Here is a 17,441-nt window from a genome sequence, read left to right as displayed (position 1 = left end):
CTATTCCTTGCCGCGGATTTTTGCATAGGCCGCGAGCGCGCGTTCACGGCCCTTCTTGTGATCGACAATCGGGGGCGGATAGGTCGTACCGAGCTCGACGCCCGCGCTCGCCAGCTCGATCGGCGTCGCGGTCCAGGGCTGGTGGATGAGGTCTTTCGGCAAACGCGCCAGCTCCGGCACCCAGCGCCTGACATAGGCGCCGTCGGGATCGAATTTCTCACCCTGCAGGATCGGATTGAAGACGCGGAAATAGGGCGCGGCGTCGGCGCCGGAGCCCGCGACCCATTGCCAGTTCGCCGGATTGGAGCCGGCATCGGCATCGACCAGCGTGTCCCAGAACCATTCTTCGCCGGTGCGCCAGTCGATCAGGAGGTGCTTCACCAGGAACGAGGCGACCACCATCCGCACCCTGTTGTGCATCACTCCGCTGTGCCAGAGCTCGCGCATCCCGGCGTCGACGATCGGATAGCCGGTCAAGCCGCGCTGCCAGGCCTTCAAGAAAAGCGTGTTGCGCTTCCACGGAAAGGCGTCGAACTGCTCCTGCAGATTCCGATCCGCCATATCAGGCACATCGAACAGCAGGTGACGGCAGAACTCGCGCCAGCCGAGCTCGCTGAGGAATTTGTCGATGTCGCCGGCGAGGCGCGGGTGCTCAGCGGCGGCGAAGCGGGCGGCATGCCAGACCTGGCGCGGGCTGATCTCGCCGAAGCGCAGATGCGGCGACAGGCGCGAAGTGCCGTCGCGGTCCGGCCGGTCGCGGTCGCCGGTGTAGCCGCTGACACTCTCGTCGAGGAACGTCTTCAGCCGGGCCTGCGCCGCGACTTCGCCGGGGGTCCAGCTTTCGCGCAGGCCGCCGGCCCAATCGGGCCGCGTCGGCTCGAGATCCCAGTCGTCGACGGCTTCGCTCGCGACGCTGCCGACGGATGTGAGCTTCCTGGGCGCCGGCAGCGGCTTTGGCGGATCACCGAGACCCTGTACGCGCCGCCAGAATGGCGTGAACACGCGCAAGGCCCGATTGTCCTTGTTGCGGATGACCTTGGGGTCGACGAGCAGGTCGCCGGCAAAAATTTGCGAGTCGATGCCGTCAGTTGCGAGCGCAGCTTCGACATCTCTGCCAACTGCTCGATGTGGCGCCTGCGCGATGTCGTTCCAGAACACGGCGCTCGCATTGATGTCGCGCGCAAGCGCGGCGATCACGGAGGCGGCGGGCCCGGTGCGCAGTACCAGCGTTCCGCCGATCGCCTCACAGCTCTTGCGGAGCGCGCGCAGCGACTGCGCCAGCCACCATCGCGTCGCCCCGCCGAGGGGGCGCACCGCCGGCGGCATCAAAGCGCGACTTTCGTCGTCGCGGATATAGAGACCAACCACGGGCGCGCCGCGGCTGGCCGCTTCATGCAGGGCCGGGTGATCCGACAGCCGCAGATCGTCGCGGAACCAGACGATAACAGGCTGTGCGCGGGCCACCCGGACGCTGCGTACTAACAGTTACTTCGGCTGCGGCACGATGCGGATGTAGGGCTTCGGTTCTTTCCAGCCCTGCGGATAGATCGTCTTGGCCTCGTCGTTGCTGACCGAGCCCGCGATGATCACGTCCTCGCCCTGCTTCCAATCGGCAGGGGTGGCGACGCGGTGCGTGGCGGTGAGTTGCAGCGAGTCGATGACGCGCAGGATCTCCTGGAAGTTCCGGCCCGTGGTCATCGGGTAGACCAGCACCAGTTTGATCTTCTTGTCGGGGCCGATGATGAAGACGTTGCGGACCGTCTGATTGTCCGCCGGCGTGCGGGTGAGGGGATCGCCCGAGGTCGAGGCCGGCAACATGTCGTAGAGCTTCGACACGTTGAAATCGGTGTCGCCGATCATCGGGTAGTTCGGCGCGGCACCTTGGGTTTCCTTGATGTCCTCGGACCATTTGGCGTGACGGTCGACCGGATCGACCGATAGGCCCATCAGCTTGACGCCGCGCTTGTCGAATTCGGGCTTCAGGCGGGCGAGCGTGCCGAGCTCGGTCGTGCAGACCGGGGTGAAGTCCTTGGGGTGGGAGAACAAAAGCACCCAGCTGCTGCCGATCCAGTCGTGGAACTTGATCTTCCCTTCGGTGGTCTCAGCTTCGAAGTCGGGGGCGACGGCGCCAATCTGAAGTGCCATGATTTTACCTCATCTATTTGATGTTGCAGCTAAATTTGTATTTGAGGTGGTCGGTTCCCAGTATAGGACGCAACAAGGCTTAAGTGAACGGCTTCTGAAAAAAGGTGAGACATTTCTTCTTGAGGGTGGAATTCCAAGCAACTTGTTTTGATCAGTAGTCCTGCGACGAAATATCAGCTGCGGCACAAAAGCTTGGAAATGCCCCGATAAAGCCGTTTATCGCCGTCATCACGCCGGCCCCGGCTGCTATAGGACTGAACCGTGACAGCGTTTAAATCGACCAAATAGCAACCATCTAAAAATCTCGGAACCCAAGTTCCGAATCATTAACCACTCGTTTACGCCCGCATGGAAAAGCTGGCCTCAGATAGGAATTGAAAGCTCCCACAATGTCTACCCCAAGTACCAAGACCGCTGAGGCTCTCAGCGGTGCGTTGCATCCATCCTGCCGCAAGACCGCCGCCCATGCGCTGACCATCGTGCGCGACGGCGTGATCACCGGTGAAGGCCCGACCACCAAGGGCCGTATCCATTTCTCCCGGTCACTCGATGCCGATGACGCTGCCTGGTGCGCGCGCATCCTGACGGCGGCCGCGGTCGAGCATCAGCCGGTCAGCCGGGCGGAGATCGAGGCGCTGTTCGCGATCAACGAGGCGGCTGCCGAGCGCAGCGATGCCGGCCGGTTCGACGACTTGCTCGCCAAGGCGATCGCCCATCATGCCGCGTCCGAGTCCGGTCTGCCGGTGCCGCCGCGCACGGTGGCGCTGTCGCCGGACACGAACATCGATCGCTGGGCGCCGTCGCAGTGTACCAAGATGGACACCAAGGTCCTGGAATGGATCGCGGGCCGGATGCGCGGTCAGCGCCGCACCGGCCGCGCGCTCGCAGCGATGGTGGCGACGCTGGTCGGCGCGACTGCGCTGCCGCTCGCAGCCCAGCTGCCCAACGTGTTCGACGTCGGGATGATGTGATCGTTCGGGATGATGGTGATCATCCGGGATGATGCCTGTGCATCATCCCGAACCACGACTTCAAGCGAGAGCGGCGGGGATCACTTCCTCGCCGTTTTCTGTTTGCCGCTTGTCTCCTCGAGCCCGAGCGTCCGCCCCGGGAACCCGGCGACGTCGAAATAGCGGGTCGAGAGCACGCGCTGGAATTTCAGCACGGTGCGCAGGCCATTGGCCGACGGCTTCTTCGACATGAGGGTGCCCTGGGCCATCTTCGGCACGATGCCGTTCGGCAGTGCTTCCGACATCACCCGGCCGATCAGGCCGCCATTGTTCGGCGCGCGCAGGCCGAGCAATTGCGCCGCGGTCATGCCGACATCGGCGTTGCTGACCGGCAGCGGATCGACATAGCCGGCCTTGAAGTCGGGGCCGATCGCCGCGGTGAAGTTGAAGGTGTCGCCGCGGCTGAAGCTGCCGTGCATGCCCTGGCCCTGGCGCAGCACGGTGTCGGCGATCTGCACCGAGCAGTTGGTCGGGATCTCGCAGCCGCTCGACCAGGAGCGGAAGTTGACGACGATCGACGGGTTCGGCGTCACCGCCTTGCCCTTCAAATTGAGGTTCGACATCGGCAGCGTGCCGGGGAAGGTGCCGAGCTTGTCGTCGACGAACAGGCCGCTGACATAGTCCTGCTCGAGCAGCGCCTTGATGACGCGGTCGGCGAGCTTCTTGTCGCGGTTCGGCAGATAGATGAGGTCGGAGCCGCCATTGGTCGCGATCACGACGTCGGGCTTGGTCGGGTCCTGGCCGAGCACGCCGTTGCCGGCCTTCGGATGGGCATTGTCGGCGACCTTGGCGTTCTTGTCGTTGGGATCGAACAGCGGCAGGTTCAGCGCCTTGGCGAGATCGATCGCCAAAAAGCCCATCGGCAGGAAATCCTTCGGCGTGTCGTCATAGGCGACCTTGACCGAGGGGCTGGTCTTGCTTTCCTTCGAGATCGTCGAGAAGCCGTGGTCGGAGGAGACCATGATGTTGGTGTTGGCGGAAAGCCCGAGCTCGTCGAGCGCCTTGCGGAGCTGGGCGAGGTTGTTGTCGGCATTCTTGATACCGGCCATCGAGGTCGGGCCGTTGATGCCGGGCGTGATGGTGTTGAGGCTGTCGCCGGTGTTGTGCTGGCTGCCGTCGGGATCGCGCGACCAGAACACCAGTACGAACGGCTTGTTGCGCGCCTTGAACATCGGCAGCACGACCTTGGCCGCGACATCGGCCATGTAGGCCTGCTGGGTGACGTTGGCGACCGTCGTGCCTGGCGTCTTGGCGTCGCCGGCCTTGGCATTGTCGCCGCGGCTCGGGGTGGCGAGCGGCAGGCCGGCCTTGGTCAGCGCGTCCTTCATCTCGTCGGAGAGCGGCACGCCGGCCTTGCCGCCGGTGGAATCGTCGACCACGATAGTGTTCTTGCCGCGGTCGGTGTGGTCGAACAGCAGGGTCGGGCCGAGCTTGCCGATGGCGGCAGTGCTGAAGCCCTCGCCGCGGGCCATCTTCAGCAGGGTCTCCTCGTTGAGGTAGTCGCCATTGAAGTGATCGTCGATATCGGCGAGCACGGCGTCGTTCTCGATGAAGGGGACCACGGTGTCGCCGGCGGGCACCGAGGTATAGCCGGTGAAGATCGTGTTGGAGAAGGTGCCGGTGTCGCCGAGATAGTGGCCGGTCGAGAGCGCCGAGCTGTTCGCCATCGTGAAAGTCGGGAACAGCGAATGCGAATTCTTGAAATGGACCCCCTTGTCGCGGATCTCGGCCATCGCAGGCGCCGTCTGCGGCGTCACGATGCCGCCGCGCATGCCGTCGGGGACGAACAGGATCAGGTTGCGGGGTTTTGCATTTTGCGCGGAAGCGGCGCCGGCCGAGAGCGCGATCATACTCGCGGACAGTAAAGTAATGGCATGGCGCATTTTGTTATTCCCCTTGATGAAGCCCCGCGGCAGCCCGCCGCAGCTTTCGTTTAGTTTTGCCAAATGACAGAAATGTTACAGCGCCCGCCGGGCGCTGTAACTGCCGGATTTTTCTTGGCGACGGCCGGTCAGCCAGCCAGCCATCATTCCGCGGGCTGAACCGCGGTTCTTTCATTGCGCGCAGCGCTGCCGGCATGCCCGTACCGTGCATAGAGCGCGGGCAGGACGGCGAGCGTGAGCAGGGTCGCGCTGATCAGGCCGCCGATCACGACGGTGGCGAGCGGCTTTTGCACCTCGGCGCCGGTGCCGGTGGCGAACGCCATCGGCACGAAACCGAGCGAGGCCACCAGCGCGGTCATCACCACGGGCCGGAAGCGGGTGAGGGCGCCTTGCTCGATGGCCTCCCGCAACGGCACGCCGCGCTCGCGCAATTGCCTGACGAAGCTCAGCATCACGAGCCCGTTCAGCACCGCAACACCCGACAGCGCGATGAAGCCGACCGCCGCCGAGATCGAGAACGGCATGCCGCGCAGCCACAGCGCGGCGATGCCGCCGGTCAGCGCCAGCGGCACCGCGCTGAACACCAGCAGCGCATCGCGCGCGGAGCCCATCGCCGCCAGCAGCAACAGGAAGATCATCGCAAAGCAGGCCGGCACCACGACGGCAAGGCGCTGGCGCGCCGCGGCGAGATTTTCCGATTGGCCGCCCCAGGTCATCCAGTAGCCGGGCGGCAGCTGGCCCGATTGTGCGACCTTTGCCTGGGCTTCCTCGACCACCGAGCCGAGATCGCGGCCGCGGACGTTTGCCGTCACCACGATGCGGCGCTTGCCGTTCTCGCGGCTGATCTGGTTCGGTCCCTCGGTGAAGGAGAACTGCGCGACGCGGTTGAGCGGCAGGCTCTGCACCGGTGAACTCGGCGTTGCCTTCGGCAAGGCGACCGGCAGATTGCTCAACGCCTCGAGATCGGAGCGCACGCTCTCCGGCAGTCGCACCACGATGTCGAAGCTGCGATCACCCTCGTAGACCACGCCGGCATCCTGGCCGCCGACCGCCGCACCGATCACGTCCTGGACCTCGGAGACGCTGAGGCCACGCCGGGCGATCGCCGCCTTGTCGACCTTGATCTCCAGCACGGGCAGGCCGCCGGCCTGCTCGACCTTGACGTCGGTCGCACCGCGCACGCCGCGCAGCGCAGTGGCGATCTGGTTGGCGGCCTTCTGCATCGGCTCGAACTCGTCGCCGAACACCTTGACCGCGATGTCGCCGCGAACGCCGGCGAGCAGTTCGTTGAAGCGCATCTGGATCGGCTGGGTGAATTCATAGACGTTGCCGGGCAGCCGGCCGACCGCCTTCGAGATCTCCTCGATCAGCTGCTCCTTGGTCAACGACGGATCCGGCCACTCTGCGCGCGGCTTCAGGATGATGAAGGTGTCGGACGCGTTCGGCGGCATCGGATCGCTCGCCACCTCCGCGGTGCCGGTCTTGGAGAAGACGAACGACACCTGCGGGAAGCGGCTGACCGCCTTCTCGACCGACAGCTGCATCGCCTGCGACTGCGACAGCGCCGTGCTTGGAATCCTGAGCGCGTGCATGGCGATGTTTTGCTCGTCGAGCGAGGGGATGAACTCCTGGCCGAGCCGGAAGAACCCGAACAGGGCGGTCGCGAACAGCACGACCGCCACGGCGATGACGGGCAGGGGCGTTGCAACCGCGCGCCGCAGCAGCGGGCTGTACCAGCGCTTTAACGTGGCAACGAGCCAGTTCTCCTTCTCCTGGACGCGGCCGGTGATGCCGATCGCGATCAGCGCCGGAACCAGCGTCAACGACAGCACGAAGGCGGCGGCAAGCGCGAGGATCACGGTCAGTGCCATCGGCTCGAACATCTTGCCTTCGACGCCGGTGAAGGTGAGGAGCGGCACATAGACCAGCAGGATGATGGCCTGGCCGTAGAGGCTCGGCTGCACCATCTCCACGGCGGACGCCCGCACCGTCGCCAGCCGTTCGTCGCGCGTCAGCACGCGGCCGAGCGCGTGCTGCTTCTCGGCAAGATGACGCAGGCTGTTCTCGGTGATGATGACGGCGCCGTCGACGATCAGGCCGAAATCCAGCGCACCAAGGCTCATCAGATTGGCGCTGATGCGGCCCTGAAACATGCCGATCGCCGTCATCAGCATGGCGATCGGGATCACCAGTGCCGTGATCAATGCCGCGCGGAAATTGCCGAGCAGCACGAACAGCACCGCGACCACCAGCAGCGCGCCTTCGCTGAGGTTGCGCGCCACGGTGCCGATGGTCGCATCGACCAGCTGGGTGCGATCGAGCACCGTCTCGACTGCGACGCCTGCCGGCAAGGATGGCGTGATCGCGCGCAGCTTGGCGTCGACCGCGGCCGATACCGTGCGGCTGTTGGCGCCGATCAGCATCAGTGCGGTGCCGACCACGACCTCGCGGCCGTTCTCGCTGGCGCTGCCGGTGCGCGTCTCGCCGCCGATCGAGAGCGAGGCGAGGTCGCGGATCCGGACCGGGACGCCGCCGCGGGTGGTGACGACGACGGCGCCGAGCTCCTCGATCTTCTCGAGGCGGCCGCCGGATCGGACCACGAATCCTTCGCCGTTGCGCTCGATATAGCGCGCGCCGCGGCTGACATTGTTGCTCTCGATCGCCTTGGCGACGTCGGCGAAGGTGAGGCCGAGCGCGATCAGCTTCGCCGCATCGGGCTGGACCTGGTACTGCTTGAGATAGCCGCCGATCGAATCGACGCCGGCGACACCCGACACCATCTTGATCTGCGGCTTGATGATCCAGTCCTGCACCGTGCGCAGATAGGCGTCTTTCTCGACCTCGCTTTGCAGCACCTGGCCGTCCGCCGTCAGGAAGCGGCCGTCGCTCTGCAGGCCCGGCGCGCCGTTGGTCTGCACCTTCTGACCGGAGTAGTGGACGGTCCACATGTAGATTTCGCCAAGACCCGTCGTGGTCGGGCCAATCCGCGGCTCGATGCCTTGCGGCAGGCGCGCGCGAACCTCGGTCAGACGCTCGCCGACCTGCTGGCGGGCGAAATAGATGTCGGTGGCTTCGCTGAACACCGCCGTGATCTGCGAGAAGCCGTTACGCGAGAGCGACCGCGTGCTCTCCAGCCCCGGCGCGCCCGCCAGCGCCGTCTCGATCGGGAAGGTGATCTGCTTCTCGATTTCCGCCGGAGACAGCGCCGGGGCGACGGTGTTGATCTGGACCTGCTTGTTGGTGATGTCGGGCACTGCGTCGATCGGCAGCCAGGTCAACGCGAGGCCGCCGAGGAACATCAGGACCGCCGCCAGCGTGACGACGACCCAGCGCCGCTGGATCGCCAGACCGATGATGCGCTCAATCATGGCCGTGCTCCGCTTCGTCCTTCTCGACCTCGGCCTTCAACGTGAAGGTGTTCTGCACCGCGATGGTCTCGCCGGCGGCAAGACCCGCGGTGATTTCGATGTCGTCGTCGTCCTCGCGACCGGTCCGCACCGACCTCGCCTCGAAGCCGTCGGCATCGCGCACGAATACAGTCGGTGTCCCCTTGATGGTTTGAATGGCCTTCTTCGAGACCATCACAGTGGACGGCGCGCCTGACAGCGGGACCTCCGCGGTGACGAAGGTGCCCGGCTTCCAGCGGTGCTCATTGTTGGGCATGGTCGCGATCACGCGGGCGTTGCGGGTCTCGCGGTCGAGCAGGGGGCTGACGAAGATCACGCCGGCATTGGCTTCATCCTCGGTGCCGATGGCGCGGATCTTGACCGAAACGCCTTCGCGGACCGCGCCGATGTCTTCAGGCGACACCGCCAGATCGACCCAGATGTCATCGAGATTGACGATGACGTAGAGCTCGCTCTCCTGGCCTTCGCGCCCGATCAGTCCGCCGAGATCGACCCGCCGTTCGGACACCCGGCCGCTGATCGGTGCGCGCAGGAACTGCGTCCGCAGGCTTTCCGGCGGCTGGTTGGGCAGATCTGCGATCTCGCTTTCCGACAGGCCCAGCGCAAACAGCTTCTGCCGCGCGCCGTCGAGCTTGATCTGGGCGTCGTTCGCGGTCAGCCGCGTGCGCAGGAACTCGTTTTCCGAGACGATGCGGGTCTCGACCAGCGTCTTCTGTCGCGCGTAGAGGGTCTGCTGCAGGTCGTTGGTGAGCCGCGCGGCGAGGTATTCGCTCTTGGCATCGGCCACCTCACGGCTTTCGATCGCCGCGACGATCTCGCCTTTCTCGACCACGTCGCCGAGACGCTTGCGCAGTTCCGTAACAGTCCCGAGCACACGCACGGAGACGCGGCCAATGTGGTCGGCGTCGGGGATCAGCGATCCGGGCGCGAGGAAATGCCGCTTCAGCGTGCCGCCGCTGGCCGGTGCGAGCGTGATGCCGGATTCACGAATCTGGTCTTCGCTCAGCTCGATATGTCCGGGAGGCTCATGCGTGGCCTCAACCTTCGGTACGCCGGTGACCGCAGACTCCTGCGTCGTGGCCGGGAACTTGACCGGCCAACCGATCCATCCGGCCGCCAGCATGATCAGTGCAATGCCGGCAGCCACGCCGGCGAAAAATAGAACAACCCGTTTCATATGCGCCTCTCCGCAGCGCATGACGATGGCCCTGCGCTGTCGCGACTCGATCTGTGCGGAAGCGTGCGCGCTACCGGATGGCAGCGGCGCACGGCCGGTCATGCCGACCGGATCAGGCGCGGGGTGGTTTGAAGGGGGAGAGGCGATCGGCCGACGCCGGCAGCCCGATGCTGCTGGCGCCATAGCTATGCGACGCATAAGCGATCGGGAATGCCGTCTCCTGCGGCGCCACGGAGGCGACGTGCGTCAGACAGTGATCGCCGTGCAGTGAGGCCGGATGCGCCGGAGCCTTGCCGCCGGTGTCGTTGATCGACTGTGCGATCGAGAAGCTCGGGGCTGCATCGTCATCGCCGTCGAAGGCCCAGCCGTGGAAGAACGACAGCACCAGCGCAAGCGAAATCAGCCCCGCAAGCAGGCTGCGCCAGCGGCGCGATCCTGTTGCATGAGTGGAAGGCTGAATCATGGTGCGTGAAGCGTCCATGGGCTCTAATTAGCGCCGCGACCGCGCGCATTCAAGTTCAAGTCCGCGACAGATTAGCCGTGGATACTATAACTTTACACGCTTTCAGCGGTTCGGCGCATCAGCCAGCGGCGCGCGGCGACGACGGCCCAGATCGCTTCGACAAGGCCGAACGGCCAAGCGCCCTGCAGGAAGCCGTAGGCCGAGCCGAGCGCACAGGAGACCGCGAAGGCCAGGATGAACCACGGGCTGCGATCCTCGGCTGCGTAGCAGACGAGCATCATGGTCACGGCAAACAAACCGAACAGCGTGAGCGCATCCATCCGCAGCAGGACCCTGTTGTAACGCCGTTGATATCTGAGCATGCTTGGGTTGGAATATCCATCCGGCGCCACCGCCCGAAGGGACTGCCCCATGAAGCGCATGCATGTTCACGTCGCCGTCAAGGATATCCAACAATCGGTCGGCTTCTACTCGGCGTTGTTCGGCGCCGAACCGACGGTCGTGAAATCCGACTATGCCAAATGGATGCTCGACGATCCCCGCGTCAACTTTGCGATCTCGACCCGTGGCCGCGAGCCGGGGCTCGATCATCTCGGCATTCAGGTGGAGAGCGCCGAGGAACTCGGCGAGGTCTATGGCCGGCTGCGCCAGGCGGGCGGCGAGGTGATCGAGCAGGGCCAGACCGTGTGCTGCTATGCCAGGTCCGAGAAGTCGTGGATCGATGATCCCGCGGGGATTGCGTGGGAGACCTTCCATACGATGGGTGAGAGCATCATCTATGGCGACGGCAGCGGCGAGCGGACCGCGCGCGTCGCGCACGAGAAGCAGGACGCCAAGCAGAGCGCCTGTTGTACGCCGCAGCCCGAGGCCGCGCCGCCCGAGGCTTCGGCCTGCTGCGGATCCTAAGCTCGAGGCGATCGCAGAGGCTTGCGCCGAGACACGGCCAGGGCAGCCGTCGCGTCGGCGCAGCCGGCTACCGCTGTAAGCAAATGCTTAATGCCTGCGACATATTATCTCAGCGACGACTCCCCTCCGTGCTAACAGCCCCTTAATCATGCGGCTTTTGCCAATCAAGGATCCTGAGCGGTCCTGGCGTCTCATCAAGGCACAATGGAAGAAGGACGCTGAAGGCGTCGGAGAGGATTTTGCCACCTTTGGCGGCATCGGAGCCTTTGAAGCGCTGACCGCCAGGGAAGGTGACAGTCAGGGGCTGTATCACCTGACGGACGGCGAACGGGTCCACGCAGTCTGCCAGGTCAGGCGTCTCCTGATGAGCCGATACACGTCGCCGGCGCTGAGCGCGCGTTTCGTCAATGTGTCTCCGATTTACGATCTCGGGCTCGCCGATATCGGCGATTACGCGCAGATGCTCGTGGCGCTGTTCTCCGGCGTCGTCTGGCTGTCGCGTGATGCGCTGGCGGCCAGCCACATCCGGTTTCTCCTCAAGAGTCCGGGCGACTCGCAATTCTTCGCCGCGCTCAAGGCCGCGACGCCGTTCTCGCCATTCTCGAAGTTCAGCATTGAGGGCGCGTTGATCGAGTGCAGCCTGAAGGAGGCCTGAGGCGGTCGCGCCCTGAAGATTCCCGTGCCGATCGCGCTCAGCTACTCATCCACCTTAACAGTCCGATAACTGACTTTCCTAACGAGCCCTTGGGTTGTGTTCCCTTAGAAGGGCACCCGCAGGGGCAGGAAAATGTCGGTTGTGTCAACGAACAGCGTGAAGCCGGAGCACCGGCGGCTGTCGATCAAGGGTGTGTTGCGCGCCACCAGGATGGGCGCCATTCAGTGGCTCGTCCTTAGTGCCGCGCTGCTGGTGCTCGCCATCACGCTCGGCACCGGCTATCTCGCGCTGCAGTTTCGCGAGCGCGCGCTGGAGATGTCCGAACGCGAGCTCAACAACACCGCGCTGCTGCTGTCGCGGCATTTCGACCAGCAGCTCAGCGACCTCCAGCATGTCCACGACGACATCGTGAACTATCTGCGGTCGGAGCAGGTCGAGACCGCCGATCAGTTCGAAAAGAACATGTCGCTGCTGAGCGCCCACGAGATGCTGCGCACGCGGCTGGCCGCGCTGCCGCATGTCGGCGGGCTCAATCTGTTCAATGCCAAGGGATGGCTGATCAACTCGTCCGAGATGTGGCCGGTGCCCGACATCAGCATTGCCGAACGGCGCTATTTTCAGGAGTTCACCTCGGGACGGCCGACGTCGCCGGTGATCGTCGAGCCCGCGATGAGCAAGGTGACCGGCAACTGGACCACGATCTTTGCGCGCAAGATTACCGGCCGCAACGGCGAGATCATCGGCTTTGCAAGCCGCGGCGTCGAGCCCAGCCATTTCGAGGATTTCCTCGCTTCGCTGGCGCTGAGCGGCGACACCGTGATTTCGATGATTCACCGCGACGGCACCATCATCGCGCGCTATCCGCAGGATGCCGAAGTGATCGGCCGCAACATCATCAACCTGCCGGTATTCCAAAAGGTCATCAGCTTTGGCGGCAACACGTCGGGACGGTTCGTTGGCGCTTCTGGTGAGGAGAACGTCGGTGCGGTCAGATCGCTGTCGCATTTTCCGATCCTGATCCTCGCCACCACGAAGACATCGAGCGCGCTCGAGGACTGGCGCGCCCAGACCAAGCTGCAATTCTGCGCGGCCGTGTTGGCGGTATTGGTCATCAGCTTCGCGGTCTTCCTGATCGTCCGCCAGCTGCAGCGGCAGCACGACGCGGCAAACCGCCGGCTGTCCGAAAAAAGTCAGCATCTCGACACCGCGATCAACACCATGACCCAGGGGCTTCTGCTGTTCGATGCCTCGGCGCGGCTCGTGATCTGCAACCAACGATACCTCGACATGTTCGGCCTGTCGCCCGACGTCGCCAAGCCCGGCTGCGATCTGCGCGACCTGATCCTGCATCGACAGGCGCTCGGTTCATTCGTCGGCGATGTCGATGAATACTGTGCGCGGTTCACCAATCCCAGGGGTGACGAAATCCGCGACTCGGTGATCATGACGCCCGACGGCCGCAGCATCCGCCTGATCTACAAGCGCGCACCTGACGGCGGCTGGGCCACCACGCTCGAGGACGTCACCGACGGGCGGCGTGCGCAGGCGCAGATCGAGTATCTCGCGCATTACGATGCCTTGACCAATCTGCCGAACCGGACGCTGTTCCAGCGTCACGCGGAAGAACTGTTGCGCGAGGCTATCGTCCGCGAGTTCGCGATCCATTACATCGATATCGACGAGTTCAAGCGGATCAACGACACGCTGGGTCATCCGATCGGCGATGAATTCCTGAGGCGCGTCGCCGAAAAGCTGCGCCAGTCGGTCGGATCGAACGACTTCATCGCGCGCCTCGGTGGCGACGAGTTCGCGATCGTCCAGCATGACATCATCTCGGACGACGACGTCAGCGATCTGGTCGCGCGTGTCTATCAGTCGCTGCGCACGCCGTTCGACTGCCACGGTCATTGGCTGTCGAGCGACGCCAGCATCGGCATTGCGATCGCCCCGCGCCACGGCTCCGACCTGTTCGGCCTGCTCAAATGCGCCGACCTCGCCATGTACGCGGCCAAGGCCGCCGGGCGCAGGACCTACCGCTTCTTCGATCCGGCGATGGAGAAGCAGGCCAATCTGCGCCGCGCGCTGGAGGCCGATCTGCGAACTGCGTTGGCGGAGGATCGCTTCGAACTGCACTATCAGCCGCTGGTCGACTTGCGCAGCGACGAGGTGACCGGCTGCGAGGCGTTGCTGCGCTGGCGCCATCCGGTGCGCGGCATGATCTCGCCTGCGGAGTTCATCCCGGTCGCCGAGGAGACCGGGCTGATCGAGGAGATCGGCCAGTGGGTGTTGCGCACCGCCTGCATCGAGGCAGCGGCCTGGCCGGCGCATGTGCGCCTGGCGGTCAACGTCTCGCCGATCCAGTTCAAGTCGGAGACGCTGGCGCTGAAGGTCGCGAGCGCACTTGCCGAGAGCGGGCTCGACCCGCGCAGGCTCGAGCTCGAGATCACCGAGGCGGTGCTGATCGCCGACGACGATGCGGCACTGGTCACGCTCGGCCAGCTCCGCGCGCTCGGCGTCCACATCGCGCTCGACGATTTCGGCACCGGCTACTCGTCGCTGCAATATCTGCAGCGCTTCCCGTTCGACAAGATCAAGATCGACCGCAGCTTCGTCAAGGAAGTGACCCGCAACAGCGGCTCGGCCTCGATCATCCGCGCGGTGGTCTCGATCGCCGCCGACCGCAACATGATCACGACAGCCGAAGGCGTCGAGACCGATCAGCAGCGCGATACCGTGCAGATGCTCGGCTGCACGCAGATGCAGGGCTATCTGTTCAGCAAGCCGGTTCCGGCGCAGGACCTCCGGAGGCTGCTCGCGGCCGACAGCGCCGAGGACGCCGCCTGAGCGGCTCTCGCTGAAAAGTTCCGAAAAATCGACCTGCCGACCTGTCGGGCGCGGAACCGAAACCGTGGAACCGCGTTCCATTGCGGGGCTCGACCGGCAGGCAATCAATGAAGACCGCAATAACGTCCGCGGCCATGCTGTTGTTTACCTCATGCATGGCGAACGCAGAGAGTGGCCTTGCGTCCTATTATCATGGCATCGGCAGGAGTGGCGAGATCACCTGCGCGCATCGCAAGCGGCCGTTCGGCAGCATGGTCACGGTGTCCTACCGCGGGAAATCGATCCGGTGCCGGGTCAACGACCGTGGGCCGTTCATTCGCGGGCGGATCATCGATGTCTCGACCACGGCGGCCCGCGCGCTCGGCATCCTTCAGCTCGGCGTCGCGCACGTGGAGATCGAGTAGCGAACGGCGGGCAGCGGGATCAGGGTTTTGAGGCGGTCGCCCGCTGCTCCGCAATCGCCTTGCGGAGCGTGCGCGACAGCGCCTCGACCGAATAGGGTTTCTGGATCAGCTCGAAGCCGCTATGCGCGTTTTCGGCGAGCACGTTGCTGTAGCCGCTGGTCAGCACCACCGGCAGGCCGGGAAAGCGATCGCGGATCACGCCGGCGAGCTCGACGCCATTCATGCCGGGCATGATCACGTCGGAGAACACGAGGTCCGCGGCGAACTCGTTCTCGGAGAGGATCGACAGCGCCGCGTTGGCGTTCGCCGCGCGCTTGACCGAATAGCCGAGATCCTCGAGCAGCTCCGTGGAGAACTGGCCGACATCGTCGTTGTCCTCGACCACGAGGACGCGATAGCCGCGGCCGATCGATGCCTGCTCGATGCCGGCACTGGCCGCGACCTTGGCGTCCGCCGGGCGCATCGCCTGCGGTAGATAGATGGTGAAGGTCGCGCCTTGCCCCGGCGTAGAGGTCACCTCGATATCGCCGTCGGATTGCTTGACGAAGCCGAAGGCCTGGCTCAGTCCGAGGCCGGTTCCCTTGCCGACCTCCTTGGTGGTGAAGAACGGCTCGAAGATCGCATCGAGATTTTCCGGCGAGATGCCGGTGCCGGTATCCTGGATCGAGACCGTCACGAAATCGCCGCTGCGCGAGGCCTGAGCGCGCAGGGCAGGGATGTGCTTGACCTTCCTGACGCCGATCGTCAGCTGGCCTTCGCCGTTCATGGCATCGCGGCCATTGACCGCAAGGTTGATCATCGCGGTCTCGAACTGGCCGATGTCGGCGATCGCAAAGCAGTCGGGGTCCTCGATCCTGACCTCGATGTGAATCCGCGCGCCGGCCAGCGGGCGGATCAGCTGCACCACGCTATCGACCTGCGTTCCGACATTGAACACTTCCGGATTGAGCGGTTGCCGGCGCGCAAATGCCAGGAGCTGCGCGGTGAGTTTGGAGGCACGCTCCACGGTCTCGGAGATCGCGTCGATATAGCGGCGTCGCCGCTCGTCCGGCAGATCGCGGCGGCGCAGGAAGTCGGTCGCGGAGCGGATGATGGTGAGCAGATTGTTGAAGTCGTGCGCGACGCCGCCGGTGAGCTGGCCGACCGCTTCCATCTTCTGTGACTGTCGCAGGGCTTCCTCGCCGCGACGCCGTTCTGTGATGTCGACGGCCTCCGGCACCGCGCCGACGATGGTGCCGTGCTGGTCCTGCAACGGGCGCATCGCGAAATCGAAATAGCGCTCGCCGATCGGGAGCTGCAATTGCAGCTCGATCTTGACGTCCTCGCCGCGCATCGCGGTCGCAAAGGCATTCCGGATCACGCGCGGCATGCCGTCGGTCGCAGTGAACCATGGCGTATCCCAGAACGGCTTGCCGACGACATCCGCCGCCTCGGCGCGGATGCCGGCCAGCGCGGTCTGGTTGCTGTAGAGCAGGCCGCCATCGCGGTTGAGCAGCATCTGGTATTGATGGCTGGTTTCCAGGATCGCGCGGGTCTGCGCTTCACGGGATTCGAGCTGCGCGGTGCGCTCCAGGATGCGCCGCTCCAGCGACTCGTTGAGCTTGCGCAGCTCGATCTCGGCTTCCTTGGCCGCTGTGATGTCGTGGGCGACGCCGATGAAGCCGATATGCTTGCCGTTCGGGTCCCAGCGCGGTTGCGATTCCGAGCGCAGCCAGCGCCAATCGCCCGCGGCGTTCCGATAGCGTGCCTCGAGCACGAACGGCTTGAGCGACAATTCGCCGGTGATCTGCTCCTGCAGGATGTTCGGCAGATCGTCCGGATGCAGCGCCTTGCGCCAGTCGAACACGACCGCTTCCTCGAACGGCAGGCCGAGGAAATCGAGATAGGCCTGGTTGGCGAACGAGCGGGTGCGGTCGAGCTTGGTCACCCAGATCGGCACCGGCGCGCTGTCGGCGATCAGGCGGAAGCGTTCCTCGCTCTCGCGCAGGGTTTCCTGCGCCAGCATCTGATCGGTGACGTCGAGATCGGCACCGACCAGCCGCAGCGCACGGCCGTTGCGATCGCGGTCGATCTTGGCGACGACCCGGATCCAGCGGCTCTCGCCGTCGTTCGGGCGGATGATGCGGTACTCGGCGGTGTAATCCTCGCCGCCGGCCTTGAGCACGCCGAACAGGTGGCTGATGGTTCGTTCGCGATCGTCGGGGTGGATGCGCGCGACCCAGTTCTCGTAGGTCTCGTTGACCTCCTCAGGAGGCAGGCCATGCACCAGTAGATATTCGGGGGAGCGGCGGTTGCGCACGCCGTCGCGGAAATCGATCTCGAGCCCGCCGACCCGGGCGATGCGCTGGATCCGTGCCAGCTCGGCCTCGCGCTCCTGAAGCTCGCGATGGGCGCGGTCGCGTTCGCGCGCGATCTCCTCAAGGTGCTGCCGCAGCCGTTCGGCTGCCGCAGCTTCGGGAAGCACATCAGCGGGATCGGGTGGGGTCATACGCGCCGGCAACCTCTCGGCGCAGTTTCACACAGGACGAGGCGGCTTTTCCAGCGTGA

At 64.9% G+C, this 17,441-nt stretch carries 13 protein-coding genes; 5 read left to right on the top strand and 8 right to left on the bottom strand.

From position 1 onward, the window contains the following. Together ACVIGA_RS02875 and ACVIGA_RS02870 are read right to left on the bottom strand one after the other, a co-directional pair. Positions 1 to 1,464: a cryptochrome/photolyase family protein gene (locus ACVIGA_RS02875; RefSeq protein WP_456665218.1), complete on the bottom strand. Its 1,464-nt coding sequence runs from the start codon at positions 1,462 to 1,464 to the stop codon at positions 1 to 3. A gap of 21 nt (positions 1,465 to 1,485) precedes the next feature. Further along, entirely contained in the window at positions 1,486 to 2,145 is a 660-nt protein-coding gene (locus ACVIGA_RS02870) for a peroxiredoxin (RefSeq protein ID WP_097675150.1), read from the bottom strand. A gap of 389 nt (positions 2,146 to 2,534) precedes the next feature. On the opposite strand from ACVIGA_RS02870, the gene ACVIGA_RS02865 reads away from it, so the two are divergent. Further along, the gene (locus ACVIGA_RS02865; protein WP_456665217.1) at positions 2,535 to 3,116 is read left to right on the top strand and encodes a hypothetical protein; all 582 of its coding nucleotides are present in this window, start codon (positions 2,535 to 2,537) and stop codon (positions 3,114 to 3,116) included. Positions 3,117 to 3,196: 80 nt separating this feature from the next. Here the strand turns inward: ACVIGA_RS02865 and ACVIGA_RS02860 are convergent, their stop codons facing one another. The 5 genes from ACVIGA_RS02860 to ACVIGA_RS02840 form a co-directional block, all read right to left on the bottom strand. Continuing rightward, positions 3,197 to 5,038: an alkaline phosphatase family protein gene (locus ACVIGA_RS02860; RefSeq protein ID WP_456665216.1), complete on the bottom strand. Its 1,842-nt coding sequence runs from the start codon at positions 5,036 to 5,038 to the stop codon at positions 3,197 to 3,199. A 143-nt stretch (positions 5,039 to 5,181) separates the two neighbouring features. Further along, positions 5,182 to 8,406 (bottom strand): efflux RND transporter permease subunit, encoded by a 3,225-nt coding sequence (locus ACVIGA_RS02855; protein WP_456665215.1) that lies wholly within the window; start codon positions 8,404 to 8,406, stop codon positions 5,182 to 5,184. Beyond that, entirely contained in the window at positions 8,399 to 9,622 is a 1,224-nt protein-coding gene (locus tag ACVIGA_RS02850) for an efflux RND transporter periplasmic adaptor subunit (RefSeq protein ID WP_456665214.1), read from the bottom strand. The genes ACVIGA_RS02855 and ACVIGA_RS02850 overlap by 8 nt, the downstream gene beginning before the upstream one ends. Before the next feature lie 112 nt (positions 9,623 to 9,734). After that, positions 9,735 to 10,085 carry a hypothetical protein gene (locus ACVIGA_RS02845; protein ID WP_456665213.1) on the bottom strand — a complete coding sequence of 117 codons (351 nt, stop codon included), beginning with the start codon at positions 10,083 to 10,085 and terminating at the stop codon, positions 9,735 to 9,737. 92 nt (positions 10,086 to 10,177) lie between these two features. Continuing rightward, positions 10,178 to 10,405: a hypothetical protein gene (locus ACVIGA_RS02840; protein WP_097675156.1), complete on the bottom strand. Its 228-nt coding sequence runs from the start codon at positions 10,403 to 10,405 to the stop codon at positions 10,178 to 10,180. Positions 10,406 to 10,496: 91 nt separating this feature from the next. On the opposite strand from ACVIGA_RS02840, the gene ACVIGA_RS02835 reads away from it, so the two are divergent. The 4 genes from ACVIGA_RS02835 (at position 10,497) to ACVIGA_RS02820 (ending at position 14,894) form a co-directional block, all read left to right on the top strand. Further along, entirely contained in the window at positions 10,497 to 10,991 is a 495-nt protein-coding gene (locus ACVIGA_RS02835; protein WP_456665212.1) for an ArsI/CadI family heavy metal resistance metalloenzyme, read from the top strand. Positions 10,992 to 11,139: 148 nt separating this feature from the next. After that, positions 11,140 to 11,646, top strand: coding sequence for a hypothetical protein (locus tag ACVIGA_RS02830; protein WP_223967434.1), 507 nt, complete (start codon positions 11,140 to 11,142; stop codon positions 11,644 to 11,646). Between the two features lie 132 nt (positions 11,647 to 11,778). After that, a complete protein-coding gene (locus ACVIGA_RS02825; RefSeq protein WP_456665211.1) occupies positions 11,779 to 14,490 on the top strand; it encodes a bifunctional diguanylate cyclase/phosphodiesterase in 2,712 nt (903 codons plus the stop codon). Between the two features lie 155 nt (positions 14,491 to 14,645). Continuing rightward, on the top strand, positions 14,646 to 14,894 hold the full coding sequence (locus ACVIGA_RS02820; RefSeq protein WP_456665210.1) for a septal ring lytic transglycosylase RlpA family protein: 249 nt from the start codon (positions 14,646 to 14,648) through the stop codon (positions 14,892 to 14,894). 19 nt (positions 14,895 to 14,913) lie between these two features. Here the strand turns inward: ACVIGA_RS02820 and ACVIGA_RS02815 are convergent, their stop codons facing one another. Next, complete coding sequence (locus tag ACVIGA_RS02815) at positions 14,914 to 17,382, bottom strand: PAS domain-containing protein (RefSeq protein WP_456665209.1); 2,469 nt, start codon at positions 17,380 to 17,382, stop codon at positions 14,914 to 14,916. Positions 17,383 to 17,441: the final 59 nt, after the last annotated feature.

The organism is Bradyrhizobium sp. USDA 3240 (assembly GCF_054063295.1).
This window is presented reverse-complemented; position numbering and strand designations above follow the sequence as displayed.

Bases quoted from the DNA above. Each gene is read 5' to 3' on its own strand.
- ACVIGA_RS02840 (WP_097675156.1), bottom strand. From the start codon at position 10,405: ATGGATGCGCTCACGCTGTTCGGTTTGTTTGCCGTGACCATGATGCTC.
- ACVIGA_RS02860 (WP_456665216.1), bottom strand. From the start codon at position 5,038: ATGCGCCATGCCATTACTTTACTGTCCGCGAGTATGATCGCGCTCTCG.
- ACVIGA_RS02845 (WP_456665213.1), bottom strand. From the start codon at position 10,085: ATGATTCAGCCTTCCACTCATGCAACAGGATCGCGCCGCTGGCGCAGC.
- ACVIGA_RS02835 (WP_456665212.1), top strand. From the start codon at position 10,497: ATGAAGCGCATGCATGTTCACGTCGCCGTCAAGGATATCCAACAATCG.
- ACVIGA_RS02850 (WP_456665214.1), bottom strand. From the start codon at position 9,622: ATGAAACGGGTTGTTCTATTTTTCGCCGGCGTGGCTGCCGGCATTGCA.
- ACVIGA_RS02825 (WP_456665211.1), top strand. From the start codon at position 11,779: ATGTCGGTTGTGTCAACGAACAGCGTGAAGCCGGAGCACCGGCGGCTG.
- ACVIGA_RS02855 (WP_456665215.1), bottom strand. From the start codon at position 8,406: ATGATTGAGCGCATCATCGGTCTGGCGATCCAGCGGCGCTGGGTCGTC.
- ACVIGA_RS02820 (WP_456665210.1), top strand. From the start codon at position 14,646: ATGGCGAACGCAGAGAGTGGCCTTGCGTCCTATTATCATGGCATCGGC.
- ACVIGA_RS02865 (WP_456665217.1), top strand. From the start codon at position 2,535: ATGTCTACCCCAAGTACCAAGACCGCTGAGGCTCTCAGCGGTGCGTTG.
- ACVIGA_RS02830 (WP_223967434.1), top strand. From the start codon at position 11,140: ATGCGGCTTTTGCCAATCAAGGATCCTGAGCGGTCCTGGCGTCTCATC.
- ACVIGA_RS02870 (WP_097675150.1), bottom strand. From the start codon at position 2,145: ATGGCACTTCAGATTGGCGCCGTCGCCCCCGACTTCGAAGCTGAGACC.
- ACVIGA_RS02815 (WP_456665209.1), bottom strand. From the start codon at position 17,382: ATGACCCCACCCGATCCCGCTGATGTGCTTCCCGAAGCTGCGGCAGCC.